19 protein-coding genes are annotated in these 18,037 nt (G+C 45.7%); 7 read left to right on the forward strand and 12 right to left on the reverse strand.

What is annotated here, in order from left to right; translation table 11 throughout:
- Positions 1-262: 262 nt before the first annotated feature.
- On the forward strand, positions 263-2,797 hold the full coding sequence (locus HRQ85_RS01085; protein WP_172378429.1) for a glycosyl hydrolase family 18 protein: 2,535 nt from the start codon (positions 263-265) through the stop codon (positions 2,795-2,797).
- Between the two features lie 158 nt (positions 2,798-2,955).
- On the opposite strand, the gene HRQ85_RS01090 is transcribed toward HRQ85_RS01085, so the two are convergent.
- Positions 2,956-3,804 carry an alpha/beta hydrolase gene (locus HRQ85_RS01090; RefSeq protein WP_029221922.1) on the reverse strand — a complete coding sequence of 283 codons (849 nt, stop codon included), beginning with the start codon at positions 3,802-3,804 and terminating at the stop codon, positions 2,956-2,958.
- Between the two features lie 193 nt (positions 3,805-3,997).
- Positions 3,998-4,591: a TetR/AcrR family transcriptional regulator gene (locus HRQ85_RS01095; RefSeq protein WP_004732750.1), complete on the reverse strand. Its 594-nt coding sequence runs from the start codon at positions 4,589-4,591 to the stop codon at positions 3,998-4,000.
- Between the two features lie 161 nt (positions 4,592-4,752).
- On the opposite strand from HRQ85_RS01095, the gene HRQ85_RS01100 reads away from it, so the two are divergent.
- Both HRQ85_RS01100 and HRQ85_RS01105 read left to right on the forward strand, forming a co-directional pair.
- Positions 4,753-5,709, forward strand: coding sequence for an AEC family transporter (locus HRQ85_RS01100; protein ID WP_172378430.1), 957 nt, complete (start codon positions 4,753-4,755; stop codon positions 5,707-5,709).
- A 123-nt stretch (positions 5,710-5,832) separates the two neighbouring features.
- Positions 5,833-6,873: an acyltransferase gene (locus HRQ85_RS01105; protein WP_172378431.1), complete on the forward strand. Its 1,041-nt coding sequence runs from the start codon at positions 5,833-5,835 to the stop codon at positions 6,871-6,873.
- Between the two features lie 125 nt (positions 6,874-6,998).
- Here the strand turns inward: HRQ85_RS01105 and HRQ85_RS01110 are convergent, their stop codons facing one another.
- Together HRQ85_RS01110 and HRQ85_RS01115 are read right to left on the reverse strand one after the other, a co-directional pair.
- Positions 6,999-7,877 (reverse strand): 6-pyruvoyl trahydropterin synthase family protein, encoded by an 879-nt coding sequence (locus tag HRQ85_RS01110; RefSeq protein WP_059018022.1) that lies wholly within the window; start codon positions 7,875-7,877, stop codon positions 6,999-7,001.
- 232 nt (positions 7,878-8,109) lie between these two features.
- Entirely contained in the window at positions 8,110-8,934 is an 825-nt protein-coding gene (locus tag HRQ85_RS01115; protein ID WP_172378432.1) for an AraC family transcriptional regulator, read from the reverse strand.
- A gap of 110 nt (positions 8,935-9,044) precedes the next feature.
- Here HRQ85_RS01115 and HRQ85_RS01120 point away from each other — a divergent pair, with 110 nt between their 5' ends.
- Positions 9,045-9,521, forward strand: a complete 477-nt coding sequence (locus HRQ85_RS01120; RefSeq protein ID WP_172378433.1) for a YHS domain-containing (seleno)protein — start codon at positions 9,045-9,047, stop codon at positions 9,519-9,521.
- A gap of 3 nt (positions 9,522-9,524) precedes the next feature.
- On the opposite strand, the gene HRQ85_RS26365 is transcribed toward HRQ85_RS01120, so the two are convergent.
- Positions 9,525-9,647, reverse strand: coding sequence for a hypothetical protein (locus HRQ85_RS26365; RefSeq protein WP_301540139.1), 123 nt, complete (start codon positions 9,645-9,647; stop codon positions 9,525-9,527).
- Between the two features lie 49 nt (positions 9,648-9,696).
- Between HRQ85_RS26365 and HRQ85_RS01125 the strand changes: the two genes are divergently transcribed.
- A complete protein-coding gene (locus HRQ85_RS01125; RefSeq protein ID WP_172378434.1) occupies positions 9,697-10,332 on the forward strand; it encodes an START domain-containing protein in 636 nt (211 codons plus the stop codon).
- A gap of 42 nt (positions 10,333-10,374) precedes the next feature.
- On the opposite strand, the gene HRQ85_RS01130 is transcribed toward HRQ85_RS01125, so the two are convergent.
- From HRQ85_RS01130 to HRQ85_RS01145, 4 genes are all read right to left on the reverse strand, one after another.
- Positions 10,375-10,899 carry a hypothetical protein gene (locus HRQ85_RS01130; protein WP_061037715.1) on the reverse strand — a complete coding sequence of 175 codons (525 nt, stop codon included), beginning with the start codon at positions 10,897-10,899 and terminating at the stop codon, positions 10,375-10,377.
- A gap of 8 nt (positions 10,900-10,907) precedes the next feature.
- Positions 10,908-11,294 (reverse strand): MAPEG family protein, encoded by a 387-nt coding sequence (locus HRQ85_RS01135; protein ID WP_172379329.1) that lies wholly within the window; start codon positions 11,292-11,294, stop codon positions 10,908-10,910.
- 626 nt (positions 11,295-11,920) lie between these two features.
- Positions 11,921-12,388, reverse strand: coding sequence for a YjiG family protein (locus tag HRQ85_RS01140; protein WP_004737023.1), 468 nt, complete (start codon positions 12,386-12,388; stop codon positions 11,921-11,923).
- Positions 12,388-13,125, reverse strand: coding sequence for a nucleoside recognition domain-containing protein (locus HRQ85_RS01145; RefSeq protein WP_048610036.1), 738 nt, complete (start codon positions 13,123-13,125; stop codon positions 12,388-12,390). The genes HRQ85_RS01140 and HRQ85_RS01145 overlap by 1 nt, the downstream gene beginning before the upstream one ends.
- Before the next feature lie 532 nt (positions 13,126-13,657).
- On the opposite strand from HRQ85_RS01145, the gene HRQ85_RS01150 reads away from it, so the two are divergent.
- Entirely contained in the window at positions 13,658-13,828 is a 171-nt protein-coding gene (locus tag HRQ85_RS01150; protein WP_162926817.1) for a hypothetical protein, read from the forward strand.
- A 247-nt stretch (positions 13,829-14,075) separates the two neighbouring features.
- Entirely contained in the window at positions 14,076-15,515 is a 1,440-nt protein-coding gene (gene nhaD / locus HRQ85_RS01155) for a sodium:proton antiporter NhaD (protein ID WP_172378435.1), read from the forward strand.
- Between the two features lie 14 nt (positions 15,516-15,529).
- Here the strand turns inward: nhaD and HRQ85_RS01160 are convergent, their stop codons facing one another.
- The 3 genes from HRQ85_RS01160 to HRQ85_RS01170 form a co-directional block, all read right to left on the reverse strand.
- A complete protein-coding gene (locus tag HRQ85_RS01160; RefSeq protein WP_172378436.1) occupies positions 15,530-15,916 on the reverse strand; it encodes a hypothetical protein in 387 nt (128 codons plus the stop codon).
- A gap of 170 nt (positions 15,917-16,086) precedes the next feature.
- Positions 16,087-16,569: a methylated-DNA--[protein]-cysteine S-methyltransferase gene (locus HRQ85_RS01165; RefSeq protein ID WP_172378437.1), complete on the reverse strand. Its 483-nt coding sequence runs from the start codon at positions 16,567-16,569 to the stop codon at positions 16,087-16,089.
- Between the two features lie 65 nt (positions 16,570-16,634).
- Positions 16,635-18,011 (reverse strand): AlkA N-terminal domain-containing protein, encoded by a 1,377-nt coding sequence (locus HRQ85_RS01170; protein WP_172378438.1) that lies wholly within the window; start codon positions 18,009-18,011, stop codon positions 16,635-16,637.
- Positions 18,012-18,037 lie beyond the last annotated feature (26 nt).

Here is an 18,037-nt window from a genome sequence, read left to right on the forward strand (position 1 = left end):
CTTCATGTCGTGAATTTTCACTTGTGAGATTTTCCTACTGAAGGATGTTTTATTTTATAAAACATGGACTCAGCCTCTCATTCGTTAAGCAACAGAATTGTAACAAGATACAATTTTTTAGTTGTCCATCGAAAACGGATTTATTTTCAGTTATGAAATTAAAACTCTCTCGAATACTGACTGGGAAGCTCCTTCAAAACTGATTGGAGCCGTTTATGGGGCCAATTGGTTCTCGTAATCTTCAAGGAATGAGAGAAATAGTATGATTCGTATAAATACCTGTGCTGCAAGCATTGCTCTAGCGCTATCTGGTACAGCATTAGCTGCTCCAACAGCACCTAGCATCGACATGTACGGTTCCAATAACCTGCAATTTTCTAAAATTGAACTCGCGATGGAAACCACCTCTGGCTACAACCAGATGGTGAAATATCACGACCAAGCGAAGGTCGACGTCAAGTTCAACCAATGGAGCGGAACGTCAGGAAACACGTACAACATCTACTTTGATGGCGTTAAAGTAGCCACCGGCCCAATCACTGGCAGCCAAACCACGGCCTCATTCGAATACGGCCAAGGCGGCTTATTCGATATGGAAATTGAAGCGTGTGACGAAACTGGTTGTAGCAAGAGCGCACCCGCTAAAATCACCATCGCAGATACCGATGGCTCCCACTTAGCGCCACTTGCGATGAATGTGGATCCAAACAACAAGTCATACAACACAGATCCAAACACGGTAGTAGGTACTTACTTTGTTGAATGGGGTATTTATGGTCGTGACTACACGGTAGATAACCTACCCGCTGACAACTTGACCCATATCCTTTATGGCTTCATCCCAATTTGTGGTCCGAACGAATCAGTTAAATCAGTAGGTGGTAACAGCTACAACGCACTCATGACGGCATGTCAGGGCGTTAACGATTACGAGGTGGTGATCCATGACCCTTGGGCGGCTTTCCAGAAGAGCTTCCCTCAAGCGGGTCACGAATACAGCTCACCGATCAAGGGTAACTACGCAATGATGATGGCGCTCAAACAGCGTAATCCTGATTTGAAGATCATCCCATCAATTGGTGGCTGGACATTATCTGACCCGTTCTTTGATTTTACAACCAAAGCCAACCGTGACACCTTCGTTGCATCTGTTAAAAAATTCCTAAACACATGGAAATTCTACGATGGTGTAGATATCGACTGGGAATACCAAGGTGGTGGCGGTGCTGCGCCAGAGCTTGGTGACCCAGAAAATGATGGCCCAGCCTACATTGCACTGATGGCAGAATTACGTGCGATGCTCGATGAGCTAGAAGCAGAAAATAGCCGTACTTACGAGCTAACATCTGCGATAGGTGTTGGCCACGATAAAATTGAAGACGTGAACTACGGCGATGCTATCCAATACATGGATTACATCTTTGCGATGACTTACGACTTCTACGGCGGTTGGAACAACGTATTAGGTCACCAAGCAGCATTACACTGCGGTAACTTCATGCGCCCTGGTCAGTGTGATGGCTCAGGCATTGATGAAAATGGCAAACCATACACAGGCCCAGCTTACACAACGGACAACGGCATCCAATTGCTGCTCGAACAAGGCGTTCCAGCTAACAAGCTTGTCGTAGGTGCAGCAATGTACGGTCGTGGTTGGGAAGGTGTATTACCCTCATCACTTTCGGATCCTAGCGACCCTATGACAGGTGTTGGTAACGGCAAACTGAAAGGTAGCTCTGCGCAAGGCGTCTGGGAAGATGGCGTTATCGACTACAAAGGCATTAAGGCGAACATGCTTGGTGCGAATAACCAAGGTATCAATGGCTTCGAATACGGTTACGACGAAATGGCAGAAGCGCCTTACGTATGGAACCGCACCTCAGGTCAGCTAATCACATTTGATGATGACCGCTCGGTAAAAGCAAAAGGCGCGTACGTTCGTAGTCTTGGTCTTGCAGGTCTATTCTCTTGGGAAATTGATGCAGATAACGGCGATATCCTAAATGCAATGCATGAAGGTCTAGCAGGTGGCACCACCGATCCTGTAAACCGTAAACCAACTGCAGCAGCAGGTGCCGACCAATCCGTTGAAGGCCCAGCTTCTGTTTCTCTAGATGGCAGCGCTTCAAAAGACAGCGACGGTACGATTGCGAGCTATGCTTGGTCACAAGTAAGCGGCACGGCAGTAACGCTGGCGAACGCGACTGCGGCTGTTGCAAGCTTCGATGTGGTTGAAGTCGCGCAACAAGAAGCACTCACGTTCAGCCTAACGATAACTGATAACGAAGGCGCTACTGCAACTGACACCGTTGTTGTAACGGTAACTCCTAAAGACACAGGCCCAGTCAATACAGCACCAGTTGCTGTGGTTACGGCTCCGGCTGAAGTTAATGCGGGTGACGTAGTCGTGGTTGATGCTTCGGCTTCGAGCGATGCTGACCAAGACACATTGACCTTCACGTGGGATATGCCTGCTGGTATTGATGCAACGATTCAAGGTTCTTCAGTGAGCTTTGTCGCGGCGGAATACACGCAAGATACGACGCTGAACTTCTCTGTAACGGTCAGCGATGGCACTGATACATCGGTAGCGGCTACTTCAGTGAACGTTCTTAAGAAAACCACAGGCGGCGGTACGTGTACTAACGCTTGGGATTCAAGTGCGGTCTACACTGGCGGCGACCAAGTAACTCAAGGCGGTAAGGTTTGGGAAGCGAAATGGTGGACAACCGGTGAAGATCCAACAACGACAGGCCAATGGGGCGTGTGGAAAGAGATCGGTCCTGCAAGCTGCTAACTAAAAATAGTGCTTAATTAAATACTGACTAAGCATCAACTAAATCCCTAAAACAAAGGCCAACCAGATACTGTCTGGTTGGCCTTTTTATTTATGTTTTCTGAGCTTTGAGCTTACGATCTTTTTACTGGCGTTCTACTGACTTGCGCTCGTTGGGCTTAGCCAATTAAGTTATCAAAGCTCTCGAATACTTGTGGGCACTTCATTACTCGCCCGTGACCCTGTCCTTGAGTCGCAATCAAGGTAACGCGACCCATTTCATTAGCAGCACGCTGAGACACATCAAACTTAGTAAACTTGTCTTGCTCGTCATGAACAATGATCGTCTGAGACTCACGAAGCGCTAGCTTTCCATAGGGATCAACAGACTGAATTGGATAGTTAAACTGCTCTTCCACTTCACCTACGACCGCCTCAAACAACTTCATTGAGTAACCAGAACGCGCAACGCTACCAAATAGGTTTTCTAGATAATCCAACACAGGTGCAATGAGCAACAAAGGTTTGTTTTCTAATTTAACGTGCTTACATTCCAACGCTGAAGCAGTACCCATGCTGTGACCAACTAAACCAGCTACTTCACCTACCGAATCGAGAACAGCTTCCAAACCGTTCACAAATGCAGGGATATGACCATGTACGCCATCGCTGCCACCATGAGCAGGATGATCGTAAGCCATTGCAGTAAAACCTTTAGCAGCGATGTGTTCCATTAAAGGAAAGAATTGACTCGCGGTGCCAGACCAACCATGAGTCAGTACCCAAACGGGCCCCGTACCCAAAGAATACGTTTTTATAACGCCATCACGACCTTCGATTTCACTCTTGATAAGCCCTTGTGGATCCGCATTTTTTTGCTCGGTACGCATCGGGGTGAGCAGCAGCTTACGTGCCGTTTTCTTCGCATGGCTCGGCGCTAAGATATAATGCAGATTGGTTGTTGCGCCAATTAAGCTGCGCTTGAAGCTGAATTTGTTCGATGTATTAAAGTAGATTTTGTCACTCATGACCGTTCCTTGTATCGCCATCATCATTGGCGGATCGAGCTCGGCCCTAAAAATCGAACGACCGTGCTATTTGTTGATATAAAAAATGGCGCTACTGCGATTTATCATCGCTTACCACCACTTCTCTAAAATTTTGTTGTAAACCTTACTTCAACAAGACTCACATGATTTGCGAGTTAACCTGCTGTATGTATTAAACCGCTTTCCAACTGGCTACCAAGCGCTCGACACCACTCCAAAAATGCGTGTGGCTGGCTTGTTGGCCTCGTAATGAGTAGAACAAGTTCGCACTTAAATAAAGACCGTACAACTCGAAGGTTGCCTGTTTCGGGTCTAAATCGGCTCTGAATTGTTTGCTTTCAACCGCTTTTGCTACCTGAATCGTCAAGTAATCAATCCACACTGAAATGGTTTTCTGCAGTGCTTTCTGAATCACAGACGTTTCACTGCCCGCATCTTTCCATGCATCAATAAACATGCAACTGCCTTGGAATGAATGGTTCCAGCCCAGCCAATTGTCGAGCAGCTGTTTCAATTTCGCTTCAATATCACCATCTCCCAGCTCTCTTGCGGGAATGATGACTCTTTCGGTGAATATGGCGTTGGAATACTCGAGTACAGAGAGTTGCAGGTTTTCTTTAGAGTTGAAGTGTGCAAACAAGCCACTCTTAGACATGCCACACTGCTTGGCTAACTCGCCAATCGTCAAACTCTCAAGCCCATTCTCACTCGCAAGCGCGAATGCATGGCTCAAAATATACTCTTTGGTTATCTTTCCCTTGCTCATTATTCACCAATAATAAATCTGATACATTATTTTTAGCACGTTCGTTCTTTTTTTCAAGATTTTTTACTTAACCTTTGGTATTCATTTTGTATTATCAAAGAATTGTGGAAAAATGCGACAATATTCAAAGGAAATTGAAATCGGCTAACAAAGGAAAAACAATGAACACACTTTGGGAACAGTTTGCGTTTTCGGCGTCGGTAACAGGCCCTATCTGTTTAATGCTGTTTCTTGGTGTGATGCTCAAGCGAATCGGCTTAATCAATGACAATTTCATTGATGTCGCATCTAAGGTGGTATTTCAAGTCACCCTGCCCGCAATGCTATTTCTGAGTATTGTTCAATCGAATCACAACTTTTCAGCCAGTAGCGCGTTAGTTGCCTTTGGCGTCATCGCTAACTTTGTCTTTTTCTTGTTCACGATTTTCTCGACCAAGTTAGTATTTAAAGGTTCGAAAGATCAAGGTGTGATTGTCCAAGGTGGATTTCGCGCTAATACCGCGATCATCGGCCTCGCCTATGTGGCTAATATCTATGGCAACCAAGGCGTGGCATTGGCGGCTATCTATGTCGCATCCCTAACCGTGCTGTATAACATTCAAGCCGTGATTACACTGACACCCAAAGGCGAAGACACTGGCGCGAAAGCGATTAAAGTAATCGCCAAGTCGATTACCAAAAACCCATTGATCATCGCTATTTTCTTAGCGGTCGTCTTCTATGCGCTTTCTATCCCTATCCCAAAAATGGTCACTGACGCTGGTCAATACTTTGCCAACATGACGTTGCCGTTAGCACTACTATGTACCGGTGGGTCGCTCGATATCAGCTCGCTCAAACAAGAAAAGTTATCGACGTGGTTTGCCTCTAGCTACAAGTTAATTGCCTCACCGTTACTGATTACATTGGCGGCTGGGTACTTAGGATTTGAAGGGCTCGATCTTGGGCTTATCTTCTTGATGAGCGCAGCACCAACGGCAGCGGCAAGCTACGTTATGGCTCGTGCGATGGGAGGAAACTCAACACTGGCGGCTAACATCATCGCGCTTACTACTGTTGTTTCTCTTATCACTTGTACTCTCGGTATTTTTGTACTTACTGCAATGGATTTAATATAGCTGCGACAGGCTTCAAAAAACCGACACAAGCCTTGAAACAAAGGTCATAAGCCTTGATTTAGTACTAACTGGGTGGGCATAAAGACTGCTAGATTTCGTAAAAATTTTACTAAGAGATCTGATATGTCTTCCGTTCAACATACGCCTTCACAACACATCGCCAGTATCGAGTTAGGCCGAGTGATTGCTATCTTGGCGATCATTGGTTTACACGGTCAAATGGCACTCACTTATTGGCAAATAGATGAAGTGCCTTGGATCGGTTATGTACTCAACCAAACCGCTCGTTTTGCGGTACCTCTGTTTTTCCTAATTTCCGGTTATCTTATTCAGCCCAAGTTGATTGTATCCCCGTGGCAAACCGTCATTAATTACTCTAAACCACTGCTTAAGGTTTGGTTGGCATGGAGCATCATTTGCCTAGTGATGCCATTCAACCTCGCGAAGGTAGAAGAGTTTGGATACCTGGGTGAGCGCCAAGGCTATTGGGGTTTCTTAATGAACACGCCGCTTAATTCTTTCTTAGAGGGTGGATTGGTTCATTTATGGTTTATTCCCGCTCTCGTATGTGCAGTGTTGATCATTGCTTTGATAGTCGAAATGAAACTCGACAAATTGCTATTACCGGCGGCTATTGTACTTTACGTTTATGGTGTTTTGGCAGGCAGCTACGCAACGCTAACCGGGTTAGAAGCACCCTTCTTCACGCGTAATGGCCCGTTCTTTAGCACGTTAATGGTGACCTTAGGTTTCCTTATTCGTCAGAATCAATGGAAGGTGTCATCAACTAAAGCGTTGGGGCTATTAGCGTTAGGCATGTTGATTCACTTTGCTGAGGCGGCATGGCTCACCACGTTCGACGTCGGATTCAACATGAATGATTTCTTGTTTGGCACGGCGCTATGGGGAATGGGCGTATTTATGTGGCTTTTGGCTAATCCAAACATGGGTAACTACGCTTGGGTTCGCGCCATTTCAAATCGCATGCTGGGTATCTACGTCTGCCATCTGCTGATCATTATCGTGTTGTTCAATGTCTGTGGAGTCTTAGGCATTACGGAATTGGCAAAAGACCTTACGGTATTTTTTGGCACCGTATTGTTGAGCTTCGGGTTGGTTGCTGGGATCGAGAAAACACCACTGCGACGCGTGCTACTTCGCTAGTGTTTGTTCTTAAAACTATCCGCTAAATCAGTTTTAAAGAGCCACAAAAAATAAAGGCAAGATAACGGATTATCTTGCCTTTATTTCATCATGTCAGTAACGAGACTGTGTCACTCGTTGAAGTGTTATCGGAACGCCATTGCGCCTTTACCAACACCTTCATAAGCGACGATTTGTAGTGATTGGTTCTCTGCTAGGCTAGGCTCAACTTGATCCGCAATATAGCCCGCAAGTAATTCCACCGTGGTATCGGTCGGCAAGATTTCCGTCTCACTCTTAGCAATCGCTAGCTCAAATTCGCCTTGTGGCGCGGTGTAACGGAAGCCATAGTGACTTTCATCATTAACACTGTTCGCGTTTTCACTCAGGTTAAGTGATGAAACAGAAACTTGGTCTTCTTTAGAACCTAAGTAAATGTCTTCCCAACGCTGAGCAAATGCTTGTTCGCGTTGCTCGTCACGCTGACCATCAACCACGATTTCTACTGGAGAACGGTGACCATGGGCGATGCGTTGGCAGTTGCCATCATGCTTTTTCAAACCATGAGTGTAGTGGTAAAACGCGCCATTAATGTTCTCGTGACGAAGGGTGATCTCTAACCCTGTGACGTTACTTGGTAGGTTATCGCGAAGAATATTGTAAACGTGTGCGGTCACACTCTCGATAGTAATCGCTTCTGCATCAATCAAGCAATATGCTTCATCAGGGCAATGTAGATGAAGGCTCTTGTCACCACGCAGCACATCAACCTTAGAGTAGCCCGCTTTGCTCGCTTGAAGAACAATTGCAGCGCTTTGCATTGGCAGCAGCAAACGGTGATCAACATGCTCATCGACAAGCTGTTTGATCTGCTTTTTGACCTTGCTAAAATCCAGCACCATACTCATTTCATTAAGTTCACCAGACATGGTGACATCTAAAATCCAACTATCTCCTACGACCCCTCTGTGTTCACAGATGTATGAAGAATCGATAACGGTAAGGTCTCTTACAAATAGGTTCAAGTTGAACTCCTTAATACTTTAATGAGATACGGGAGGCTGAATAATGTTCAGCAGGCACTTCGTCTCATAGGTGTCTAGATAAAATAGGACGGGCAGGATGTTACAACAAGCTTATAAAGTCCACCTTTTTACACCCTCTTCCGATAAAAGAACAAACTACATACAATTTCCGCTAAAACATAGACCAGCCAGATACGAATAGCCATAAATCGGGTGGGGATTGCCTGGCGTTTCACGACGCATTTTGCTTTAGCCAAAGGCGCGGCGACACTCCGGCAACATGTTGAAAAGCACGTGAGAATCCTGAGTAGCTGTTGTAACCCACTTCATCAGCGACCCAATTGATCGGCTTATTTTGCAATAACAGAGATTGAGCCACAGAGACTCGCCACTTTTGCACATAATCTCCCGGCGTTTCACCCACTTCTCGTTTGAACGCTTCAATAAACTGAGTGCGAGACATCGCGGCCAGTGACGCCATTTCGACAATCGAATAATGACGAGCAGGTAATCGATGAATAGCCGTAACCACAGGAGCCAATCGCGGGTGAGCAAGCGCCGAGAAAACGCCGCTATCAATTTTCTGCTGTTCGATGAGATGGCGGAAAATCAAAGCCATCAAGGCATCGCTCAATTTGTCCATTAAGTACTGCTGCCCCGACGATTCTTGGCTCGACTCATTAGATAACACCTCGATCACTGGCATTAAGTTAGGTGCCTCCTCAAGGGGAATCACTATCACGTCAGGCAGAACCGACAATAAAGGATTCATCTGTCCAGAACGATACTCCACGTTCGCGCACACGACCTCAGCACCTTCTCCCACGCCTTCAATCACATGTGGTGTGCTGTTCGGAAGGTAAATAATGCAGGGCTGTGACAGTTGCCTGTACTCCGTGTGCGCACTAGACAAAGTCAATTCACCCGCGCTCAATACATGAAGGTGCCCTTCTTTACCTTGTTGCGGCTTAAATGACGACACTCCGCACAAATTGCCAGAGTAGAAAACACCGGTACGTATCGAGAAGTGTTCCATTAGTTGTGAAAGCAGATCCATGCATCCTCCGAACGATTCGCTTACTTTTAAGTTCTTTTGTCCCTCTATAGACCGGACGGGTGGGCTAAATTACTTCAAACAAGATAACCAACACTGACAAGGAACTTGATATGTCACACATGAAATCGACCAGTCAAAAAATCACTCTATTGGCCGCGTTACTAGGAACCAGCTTTTCACTCATGGCAGCAGACATCGACATGAGCGTTGATAGCAATGACATCGCGATCAAAGGCTATGACCCAGTGGCTTACTTTGCCAATGAAGGCCCAGTAAAAGGCACATCAGAGTTCACAGCGACCTATAAGAATGCGATCTATAACTTTGCGAGCAGTGAAAACAGAGATGAATTTCGAGCCAATCCAGAAGCCTATGCCCCTCAATATGGCGGTTACTGCGCCTTTGGGGTGGCCATGGGTAAGAAGTTTGAAACCGACCCTCTCGCTTGGAAGGTGGAAGATGGGAAGTTGTATCTGAACTTAGACAAATCGGTTCAAAAACGCTGGCTGGAGAACACACAAGAGTTCATCCAAGACGCCAACAGCAACTGGACCACAATCAAAACTGTCGAAGCTTATAAGCTCTAAGTTCTAACCTACAGCGCTTATCCATTGCCCAAGAATAAAACGGAAGCGACCGAACGCTTCCGTTTTCATTGGGATTTTCCCCAAAGAGGTCAACCCAAAGCGATTGGCAACACCTACTAAGTCCATTTCTATTCTATACTCCTAGCAGATAAGCTTTTCTTTTTATGGAAGAATAATGACATTACCTAGGATTTTGGTACTCGGCCTCTGCGCCCTATCGACACTGACTTATGCCAACCCATGGCAGTTCGTCAAAAGTGAAGATGGCATCATGATTGATAAAAGGCCACACAGCGAAGGCTTGGTTGAGATACGAGCACAGATGCAAACGCCCACCACTTATTCCGGTTTTCTGTTGTTGCTGGAAGACAGCGAGAACGTACCAAACTGGATAGATAACGTGTCGCAAAGTCGTGTGTTGATGCAGATATCTGAAGATGAAAACATCGTCTATACCCAATTCAAAGCACCGTGGCCTGCCAGAGATCGAGACATGGTGACCTACTCAAAATACAGCATCGAGGATGGCCAGTTTGTCTTGTCGATAAAGGATGCGTCGAACTATTTAGCGAAAGAGTCAGGGTTCATTCGAATCTACGATGTGGATGCACTTTGGACGCTACAACCGCTGACTAATGGCAATACCTACATTACCTACACCGCATATGCGAACGCAGGTGGCATCTTGCCAAATTGGTTGATGAACAAGTTATCGATAGGCAGTGCACTGAGCACGTTTAAGGGGCTAAAAGAACAGTTACCAAAATACCAAGGCCAACAGCACCCTAACCTACCAAATGAGTCTCGCTAACGATACAAGTCGATAAGTAAATGGAAGAATTAAGGTTAAAGATTAAGGTCTTCTAGCGAGGTCGCGAGCTAAGATAAGCGCCAAGCCAAATACTTGAAGAAACAGGGCGATATTCTTATAGAAAGCCATTTTCTCATCAAGCCTTTGAATTAACTCAACCAAAGTCAGGTTATCCAAATAGTAGTCATCGATTCGAGTTCGTTGCGCTTCTTGTGCACTGTTTATCAGCATCATCAGTTTCGGTAAGTGAGCCAAAGAGATACTTGGCACTTCGCTACTCACCCAACGCCTAAGTTGCCCACGCAGTGCTTCATCGAGAACCGTGGTCGGCTGCACTGTTTCTGGTTTATCAAGGTGAATCAAAATCGCTTCTCGCTTGCGCTCTAGGGTTTCAATCGTATTCCAAGCAAGCTGTATTGAGTACACATTGCCGTATTTGCGATCGTTGTACTCCGCTTTCGCAGCTTCAATTTTATCGAGCACCAAGCTCGACATGACAATCGCCATGATGTTGAGTATCAAGCCTGCGAGGACAATCGCCCAAGCAGGAGGAAGACGCAACGCCATAATGCTCCCTAGAACATTTTATCAAAAGGTAGGTAAGCTAAGTTTAGGACAATCAAAGAGATCATGCAGGTAAGCGTTAACACCATCCCCACTTTTCGACCTTTGAAGTTCTTCGCTAATATCCCTTTCGCATGAATCACACGCCCCACAATAAACGCGACACCAATGACATGAATCAGCCACACACTGGCACCATTCATCTCTAACAACCCCATCAAAATCACGGTGATTGGGATGTAATCCATAGCATTACTTTGTGCCGAACGTGCTATCTGTAACGACTCAACACCGCCATCAGCATGAGCAACAAGATTGATTCGCCTTTGCTTGATCACCTCTATCGCTAACCAAATCATTACGACCGTCAGCAAGGCTGCGTAAAGTGCTGTAACCATCATATTTCCCTATTATTTTGTGTTTACTCAGTGTTCTTTGTTATCTGTTCGACAACACCCGCCGAGATAAAATGAAAATCGCGCCCGAGCACTTGTAAGAGATCTCTCACACCGAACGTAAGAGATCACAATCAAGCTTCGCAGAAAATTCCTAAAATACAAACCCAAGCCCTTGTTTTGTATGAATCCACGCATATTTCTTTCGATCAGTGGGTACATTTATTTCTTGAGGTGGATTGTGAGTAAAGCCTCTGCAGTGTTTAATACACATGTCGACAGGGAGTTGGCAGGAACAGGAAAAAGCCTAACGGATTAGGTATCTTCAGGATGAAGATTTGATGGCTTAGGATGAGTTATCAGCAAGGAAGTTATGCTCTAGGATAGAGTCACTTGTCAGGATGATGAGTTAGCAAGGACACCGCTAGGACGGCGATGAATTGGATAGGTTAAAGGATTTAGCCACGTCAAGGAACGATGCAGGGAGCACCAGTTACCTATTGAAAGATAAGTAACGCGCAGTAGCAGGATGGCTACGAAAAGAATAGACCCCGTTTGGTGAAAGCCAAACGGGGTTTCCTTTTTTGTAACATCTGAAAGCTGTTAGCAGCTAACCGTTCAAAGTCACGTTACAAAATAATGTTCATCAAGAACATGGCACCGAAGGCATTCAATACCGAAATCGCGATCATCACCGGGATGTAGCGACCTTCAGTACCAATTGGTCCCATAATACGACCCATGTATTGCACCTGAGAGCCCATCAAGTAGATAGCTGGCGCCAAGATAGCGATATGGTTGCCGTTCAGAATACCTTGGTCAAACAGCGTGATAACCACGCCCACCGCGCCACCCATCGACATCCACGCACCAATCAATACCGCTGCCGCTTCGCCAGGTAAACCAAATACCGCCATGATTGGAGCAAATACACTACCCATCAAATCCAGCGCACCCGTTATCTGCAATGCCTTGATGATCACAAATGCCATCAGAACATTTGGTACCGTAGAGGTAGTCGCGATAACCCAGCCTTTCTTAGCACCTTCAACGAAAATATCAGTAACCATTGGTTTCTTTGCTTTAACTTCGCTCATTATGCTACTTCCTCTTCCAGTTTTTGTTCTTTGTCTGATTTTGGTTTGTCTTCTTTGCCTTCAGTAATGTTGAGGTAAATACGGAACAGATTCGCTCCGACAAACTTAAAGATAAACATCACAGCGACAGCCAAACCAATTGACGATGTCACCGCTAAAGAGCCATCCATCGCGGTTAGAGTGAACAGCACCGCACCTGAAGAGAAAAAGTTAACGATCGCCGCGCCTGCCGTAAACTGGAACATGGTGAACACATCGGTTTCACGCTTAGTGAGATGCCCTTCGTCTTTCAGCTGACGTGTCATCGCTGCGCCAGCATCGGTACTTTGCAAAGACGCGATCAGTGCCAAGCCTGAGTTACCCGGAATACCCATCAGAGGGCGAAGCAGAGGTGTCAGCAGTTTACGAGCCGCATCCAGTGCACCGTAGTGCTCAAGTACGTTGATCATACCCAATGCAAACATCACGGTCGGAATAAGTGTCAAAGCAAAAATGAAACCGTCGCGAGCACCACTACCGCCTTTACCACGCAGTGACGTCGTTGCTGCTTGAATACCATCGGCCGTTTCACTCACATCGTAAGCGACCTTACCGAATGAACCGTTGAGCGTTGTAAAATCGAACACTCCATACCATTCATTGGACTGCATTAAGCCTGAAAAGAACACAATCGCGAACGCGAGTGCGATATAGCTGCCGATCGTGACTTTACGATCGGTTTTGGTTGGATTAGTCATAAGGACCTCTATACATCTCGTTTATGTGGAACAGAACACGTATAGATAGTGCAAACTAATGAGCGAAAGGTTAATGACCAAAATCAAATAGCGTATCGGTTTAAATAAAAGAAGCACAGCAACATATAAAACTGTGATTTGGATTTAAAAGCAGGACCATACGCTAAATAAATTAGAATATTTTACATACAAAACTAAACAAACCTTGCTTCAACAGCGCAACCAAAAACGCACACAATCACCACACAAGTCTGGCTTCTAGTGAGAAGTTTTTACCTAGTGCTATCTCTGATAATGCTGTAAGAGATCTCTTACATTGTTTTTCTGGTCAATTTTAATTCGATTATAATACAGAGACTTAAATAGTGATTCCGCTTCCAGAATGCAACCGTTTTCCCTTAGTTGATTGAGTTTTGAGCCAAGCGCAAACAGTGAGCCATTTTATAAAGAATTTGAGCTTAATTCGAAATTTCAGCCCTCAGAGGTGCTATAGACTTCGCGCAGCCAATATAGAAGGAGAACGGTGATTACTATGGAAATGAGAACGCTTAAATATCAAGTAATGGGCAAAGGCATGTGGATCACTGCAACAGTATCTCGCGTAGTAGCGGACAAACTTGCGCTTGAATACCAATCCTATGGCTGGCCTGTTGAAGTATGTGCAGCAGAACAAACACTGACGTTTGATCTCAATGCTGCATAATGTTGGCAATTTCGAATAAGCTCTATCGGCACTGAGTCCGGTAGGGCTTTTTCTTTAGTCTTTAGTCTTTAACTTAAGTGTACAAGACAGTAATTTTGAGCATGTAAGACCGTATTTCGTTCACATCACAGTCTATTGCTTCCACTATAATCTATTGAATTATTAAGATATCTATCACACTGCACATGGTTATTTAGGTCTACGCTTTTACCCGTGTTAATAACTTATTAACTTCGGAGCGTAATCCATGTTAGGTATCCAGCTTTCTGCTGTTCTCTCTTTGTTACTCTTTTCTACGGTAGCAGGTGCTGCCACTTCTCAGTTGGGAGAACCACTCAAGCTCACCAACTCATTCGCTGGCTACCTATCCCTGACCATTTTCGTTATCGCCTACATCGTAGTGATGATGGAAGAGTACCTAAAGCTCCGAAAATCTAAGCCAGTGTTACTTGCAGCAGGACTGATCTGGATAATCATTGGTTTTATCTACCAAGAACACAACCTTGTTGAAGTCGCTAAGCAAGCACTCGAACACAACTTATTGGAATACGCTGAGCTCCTACTTTTCCTACTCGTCGCCATGACCTACATCAGCGCCATGGAAGAGAGAAGACTGTTTGATGCGCTGCAAGCGTGGATGGTGGGCAAAGGCTTTAATTTCCGCTCTCTGTTCTGGCTAACCGGTATTCTGGCCTTCTTTATCTCACCGATCGCCGACAACCTCACCACAGCTCTATTGATGTGCGCCGTGGTTCTGAAAGTCGCAGGATCTAACCCTAAATTCGTTAACCTAGCGTGTGTAAACATCGTGATAGCCGCTAACGCTGGCGGCGCATTCAGCCCATTCGGTGACATCACAACGTTGATGGTGTGGCAGGCTGGTTATGTAAGCTTTAGTGAATTCATCCCCTTGTTTATTCCTTCAGTGACGAATTACCTCGTCCCTGCACTGATCATGTCTTACTTTGTTCCCACAACCCAACCCGACACGGTGCATCAGCACGTTGAATTAAAACGCGGTGCAAGACGCATCGTGTTGTTGTTCATCATGACCATCGGCACTGCGGTTGCTTTCCATGCCGTACTCCATTTCCCTCCAGTAATGGGCATGATGATGGGGCTGGCGTATCTACAGTTCTTTGGCTATTTCTTGCGTAAGACCTTGCCAAATTCTCTGGCGAAGAAAAAAGCGGTCGCGATTGCCAACAATGATGAGGGGGCATTGAAGCGACTCGGTTCAGTTGTGCCCTTTGATGTATTTCGAAGAGTGTCGCATGCCGAATGGGACACGCTGTTGTTCTTCTACGGCGTGGTGATGTGTGTCGGTGGCTTGAGTCTACTGGGATACTTGGAGCTTGCCTCTGGCGTGATGTACAGCCAGTGGGATCCAATTTGGGCCAACATCATGGTGGGGATCTTATCTGCGATTGTCGATAACATTCCGGTGATGTTTGCCGTGTTATCCATGGAGCCTCAAATGTCGATGGGTAACTGGCTACTGATCACCTTAACCGCAGGCGTTGGCGGCAGCTTATTGTCTATTGGTAGTGCGGCAGGTGTCGCGTTAATGGGCGCGGCGCATGGCAAATACACCTTCTTTGGCCACTTGAAATGGATGCCAGTGATCATGATTGGCTATGCCGTCAGTATCGCGGCTCACCTATGGCTTAATGGTGGGCTTTTCTAATTCGGAGATCTTTTCTAATTCGATTCAACTTTCAAAGGCTTATCAACACGTGTCCAGACGTTACTCAATTGTATCGCTGGGCATTGGTTGCAAGTTAACATCTCGCCCTGATGTTGAATTCGCATCACCAATCTAGAGTCAGTGCGGCTGCTTCCAGAATTGAACTCAATGGTGATCAAGTCATCATCGACACGATAGGTTCGAGTCACGGAATTGTTCGTTGTTTGATAAGTCACTTGCCCGGATTCAAAAAGTAGATAACTGTCATTATCTGCGTTCTCATACATACCTTTGAACAGAGCAAGCTGTGGAACCTCAAAAGGTCGGCTGGTATCAGTTAAACAACCGGTCAGCAATAGTGCAGAGCTGCAGCCAGATATTAGTAACGGGAATCCATTCATTGGGGCATCCTTGCCTAGAGAACATAGTCAAAGAATATGCAACCAAATCGATATTTTCCAGAAAGCGCTGTTTTTAATGCAAAGTCACATTTTAAGAACCAATCGCCTTCAGCATGAGTAATACGTGATCCTCGGTCAGCATCTCGACAGGCTCATTGCCAAATCGTTTGCTAGTCCTGCTCTCTTCCCTCTATCACCAATAAGCGCTGTTTACGTTCTACGCCACCTGCATAACCCGTCAGTTTGCCATTTTTACCAATCACACGGTGACAAGGCACAATCACTGAAACCGGATTTTTGCCATTCGCCAAACCCACAGCACGAACGGCTTTCGGGTTGCCTATCGCATCAGCCAGTTGTGCATAGCTCCAAGTTTCTCCATAAGGAATAGTCGTCAGCGCCTGCCAAACCGACTGCTGAAATGGCGTGCCCTTGGCTGCAATCGGCACAGAAAATTGGATAGCTTCGCCTGAGAAATAACGATTAAGCTGCTCGATAGCCAATTCAAAGATCGGAAAGCTATCATCTTGAACACCCAGCTGTTCCGGCTTGGTGGTATATGTTTCAAACCAAAGGCCGAGCAAGCCTTCATCGTTCGCCTGTAAAGTCACGGTTCCCAATGGGCTCTCATAATAAGTAAATCGGTTAGTCATAATCTCTCCTAGCCTGCTACTGCAGATGTTTTCGGATTTCTGATATTTATAGGTTGTTCTTTCTATTAAGACTGGTTCCAACAATGGAACGTGGCGTAACTACCCCAAGGCGAAACACTCTCTGTATTGATGGCGGGGCGATGCTCAATAAACTTCTTCACCACCAAGTCACCAACCAACAAATGATTAGGTTCGCTTAACCCGCGAAGCAGTGCATATTGAATCGTCCAAGGCCCAATCCCTTTTAGCTCAATCCATTTGGAAGGATGCTCAGCTTCATTGTCGACCATGTATTCGGCAAAACGCTTTAGGGTCTCTTTGCGGCTTCCCGGCATTCTCAAGAAGCTAACATCAGCCTCCGCTATCTGTTTTGGTGTTGGGAAGCTGGCTTTCTCATGTTCATCAGAAAGCTCTTTCACCAATAAGTTAAGTTGACCAATCACCGCCGTTACCGAGACTTGCTGCCCGAGAATCGCTCTCACTCCGGCTTCCCAAGCACTCCACACGCCAGGAATACGGATACCACTCTTAGCCACCAAGTTAGGATCGATAGTCGTAAAAAAAGCTTCGACTTTGGCGATGTCGACATCAAGATCGAACATACGGCGGATATTCGCAATCAAGCTTCTTAATTGACTTATATCGTCCAACTCAAATTCAATATCCAAGCGGTTTTCTTTGGCTAACGTCGCCTTAAACCAACCCTTTGATCCGTTCATATTTACCGTGCGCTTATAATAATCTTCGCCAACATCTTCTAAGCCCTCAATCATTCTTCGTCGATAGAAACCCAATAAGTGGTTCCAATCTAAAGGCCCATGAAAACCAAGCTGAATATGATTACTCAGAGTGTCACTTGGCTTCGCTCGCCTAATTTGGCTTGGCGAAAGCTGCAACTCTTTTTGAAAGGCATCATTAAAACGGCGCGTACTATTGAAGCCACTAGCAAAGCCGACATCCGTAATGCTCATGCTGCTGGTGTGCAGCAACTGCTTGGCAAACATCAATTGGCTGTACAGACTATATTGTTTGGGTGACACACCGATGTAATTGTCGAATAGGGTTCGTAAATAACGATCTGAAATACCTAACCGCGTTGCAAGGTCGACGATAGATCCTGAATTCAGTGCGCCATTATCAATCAGCTGCATCGCACGCAAGAAAGTGGTTTCGACGCCCTTCCAAGCCGGCGAAAAAGGCGCGCTGTCTGGTCGGCAACGTAAACAAGGACGATACCCCGCTTTCAATGCTTGAGCTTGATGGGAAAAATATTCGACGTTTTTTTCTTTGGGCGGACTTGCTGGGCAAATCGGGCGACAAAAAATTCCTGTCGTTTTCACCGCTGTAAAAAACATCCCATCAAAGCGAGCATCTCGCGCATATCGAGCCAAATGGCACTGCTCACTGGTTAAGGTGCTGTTGTGATTGATCTTTTTCGACATGCCGTACTCTTCCCATTTACCATAGC

This window comes from Vibrio sp. Vb339, from assembly GCF_902751245.1.
Taxonomy (GTDB): domain Bacteria; phylum Pseudomonadota; class Gammaproteobacteria; order Enterobacterales; family Vibrionaceae; genus Vibrio; species Vibrio coralliirubri.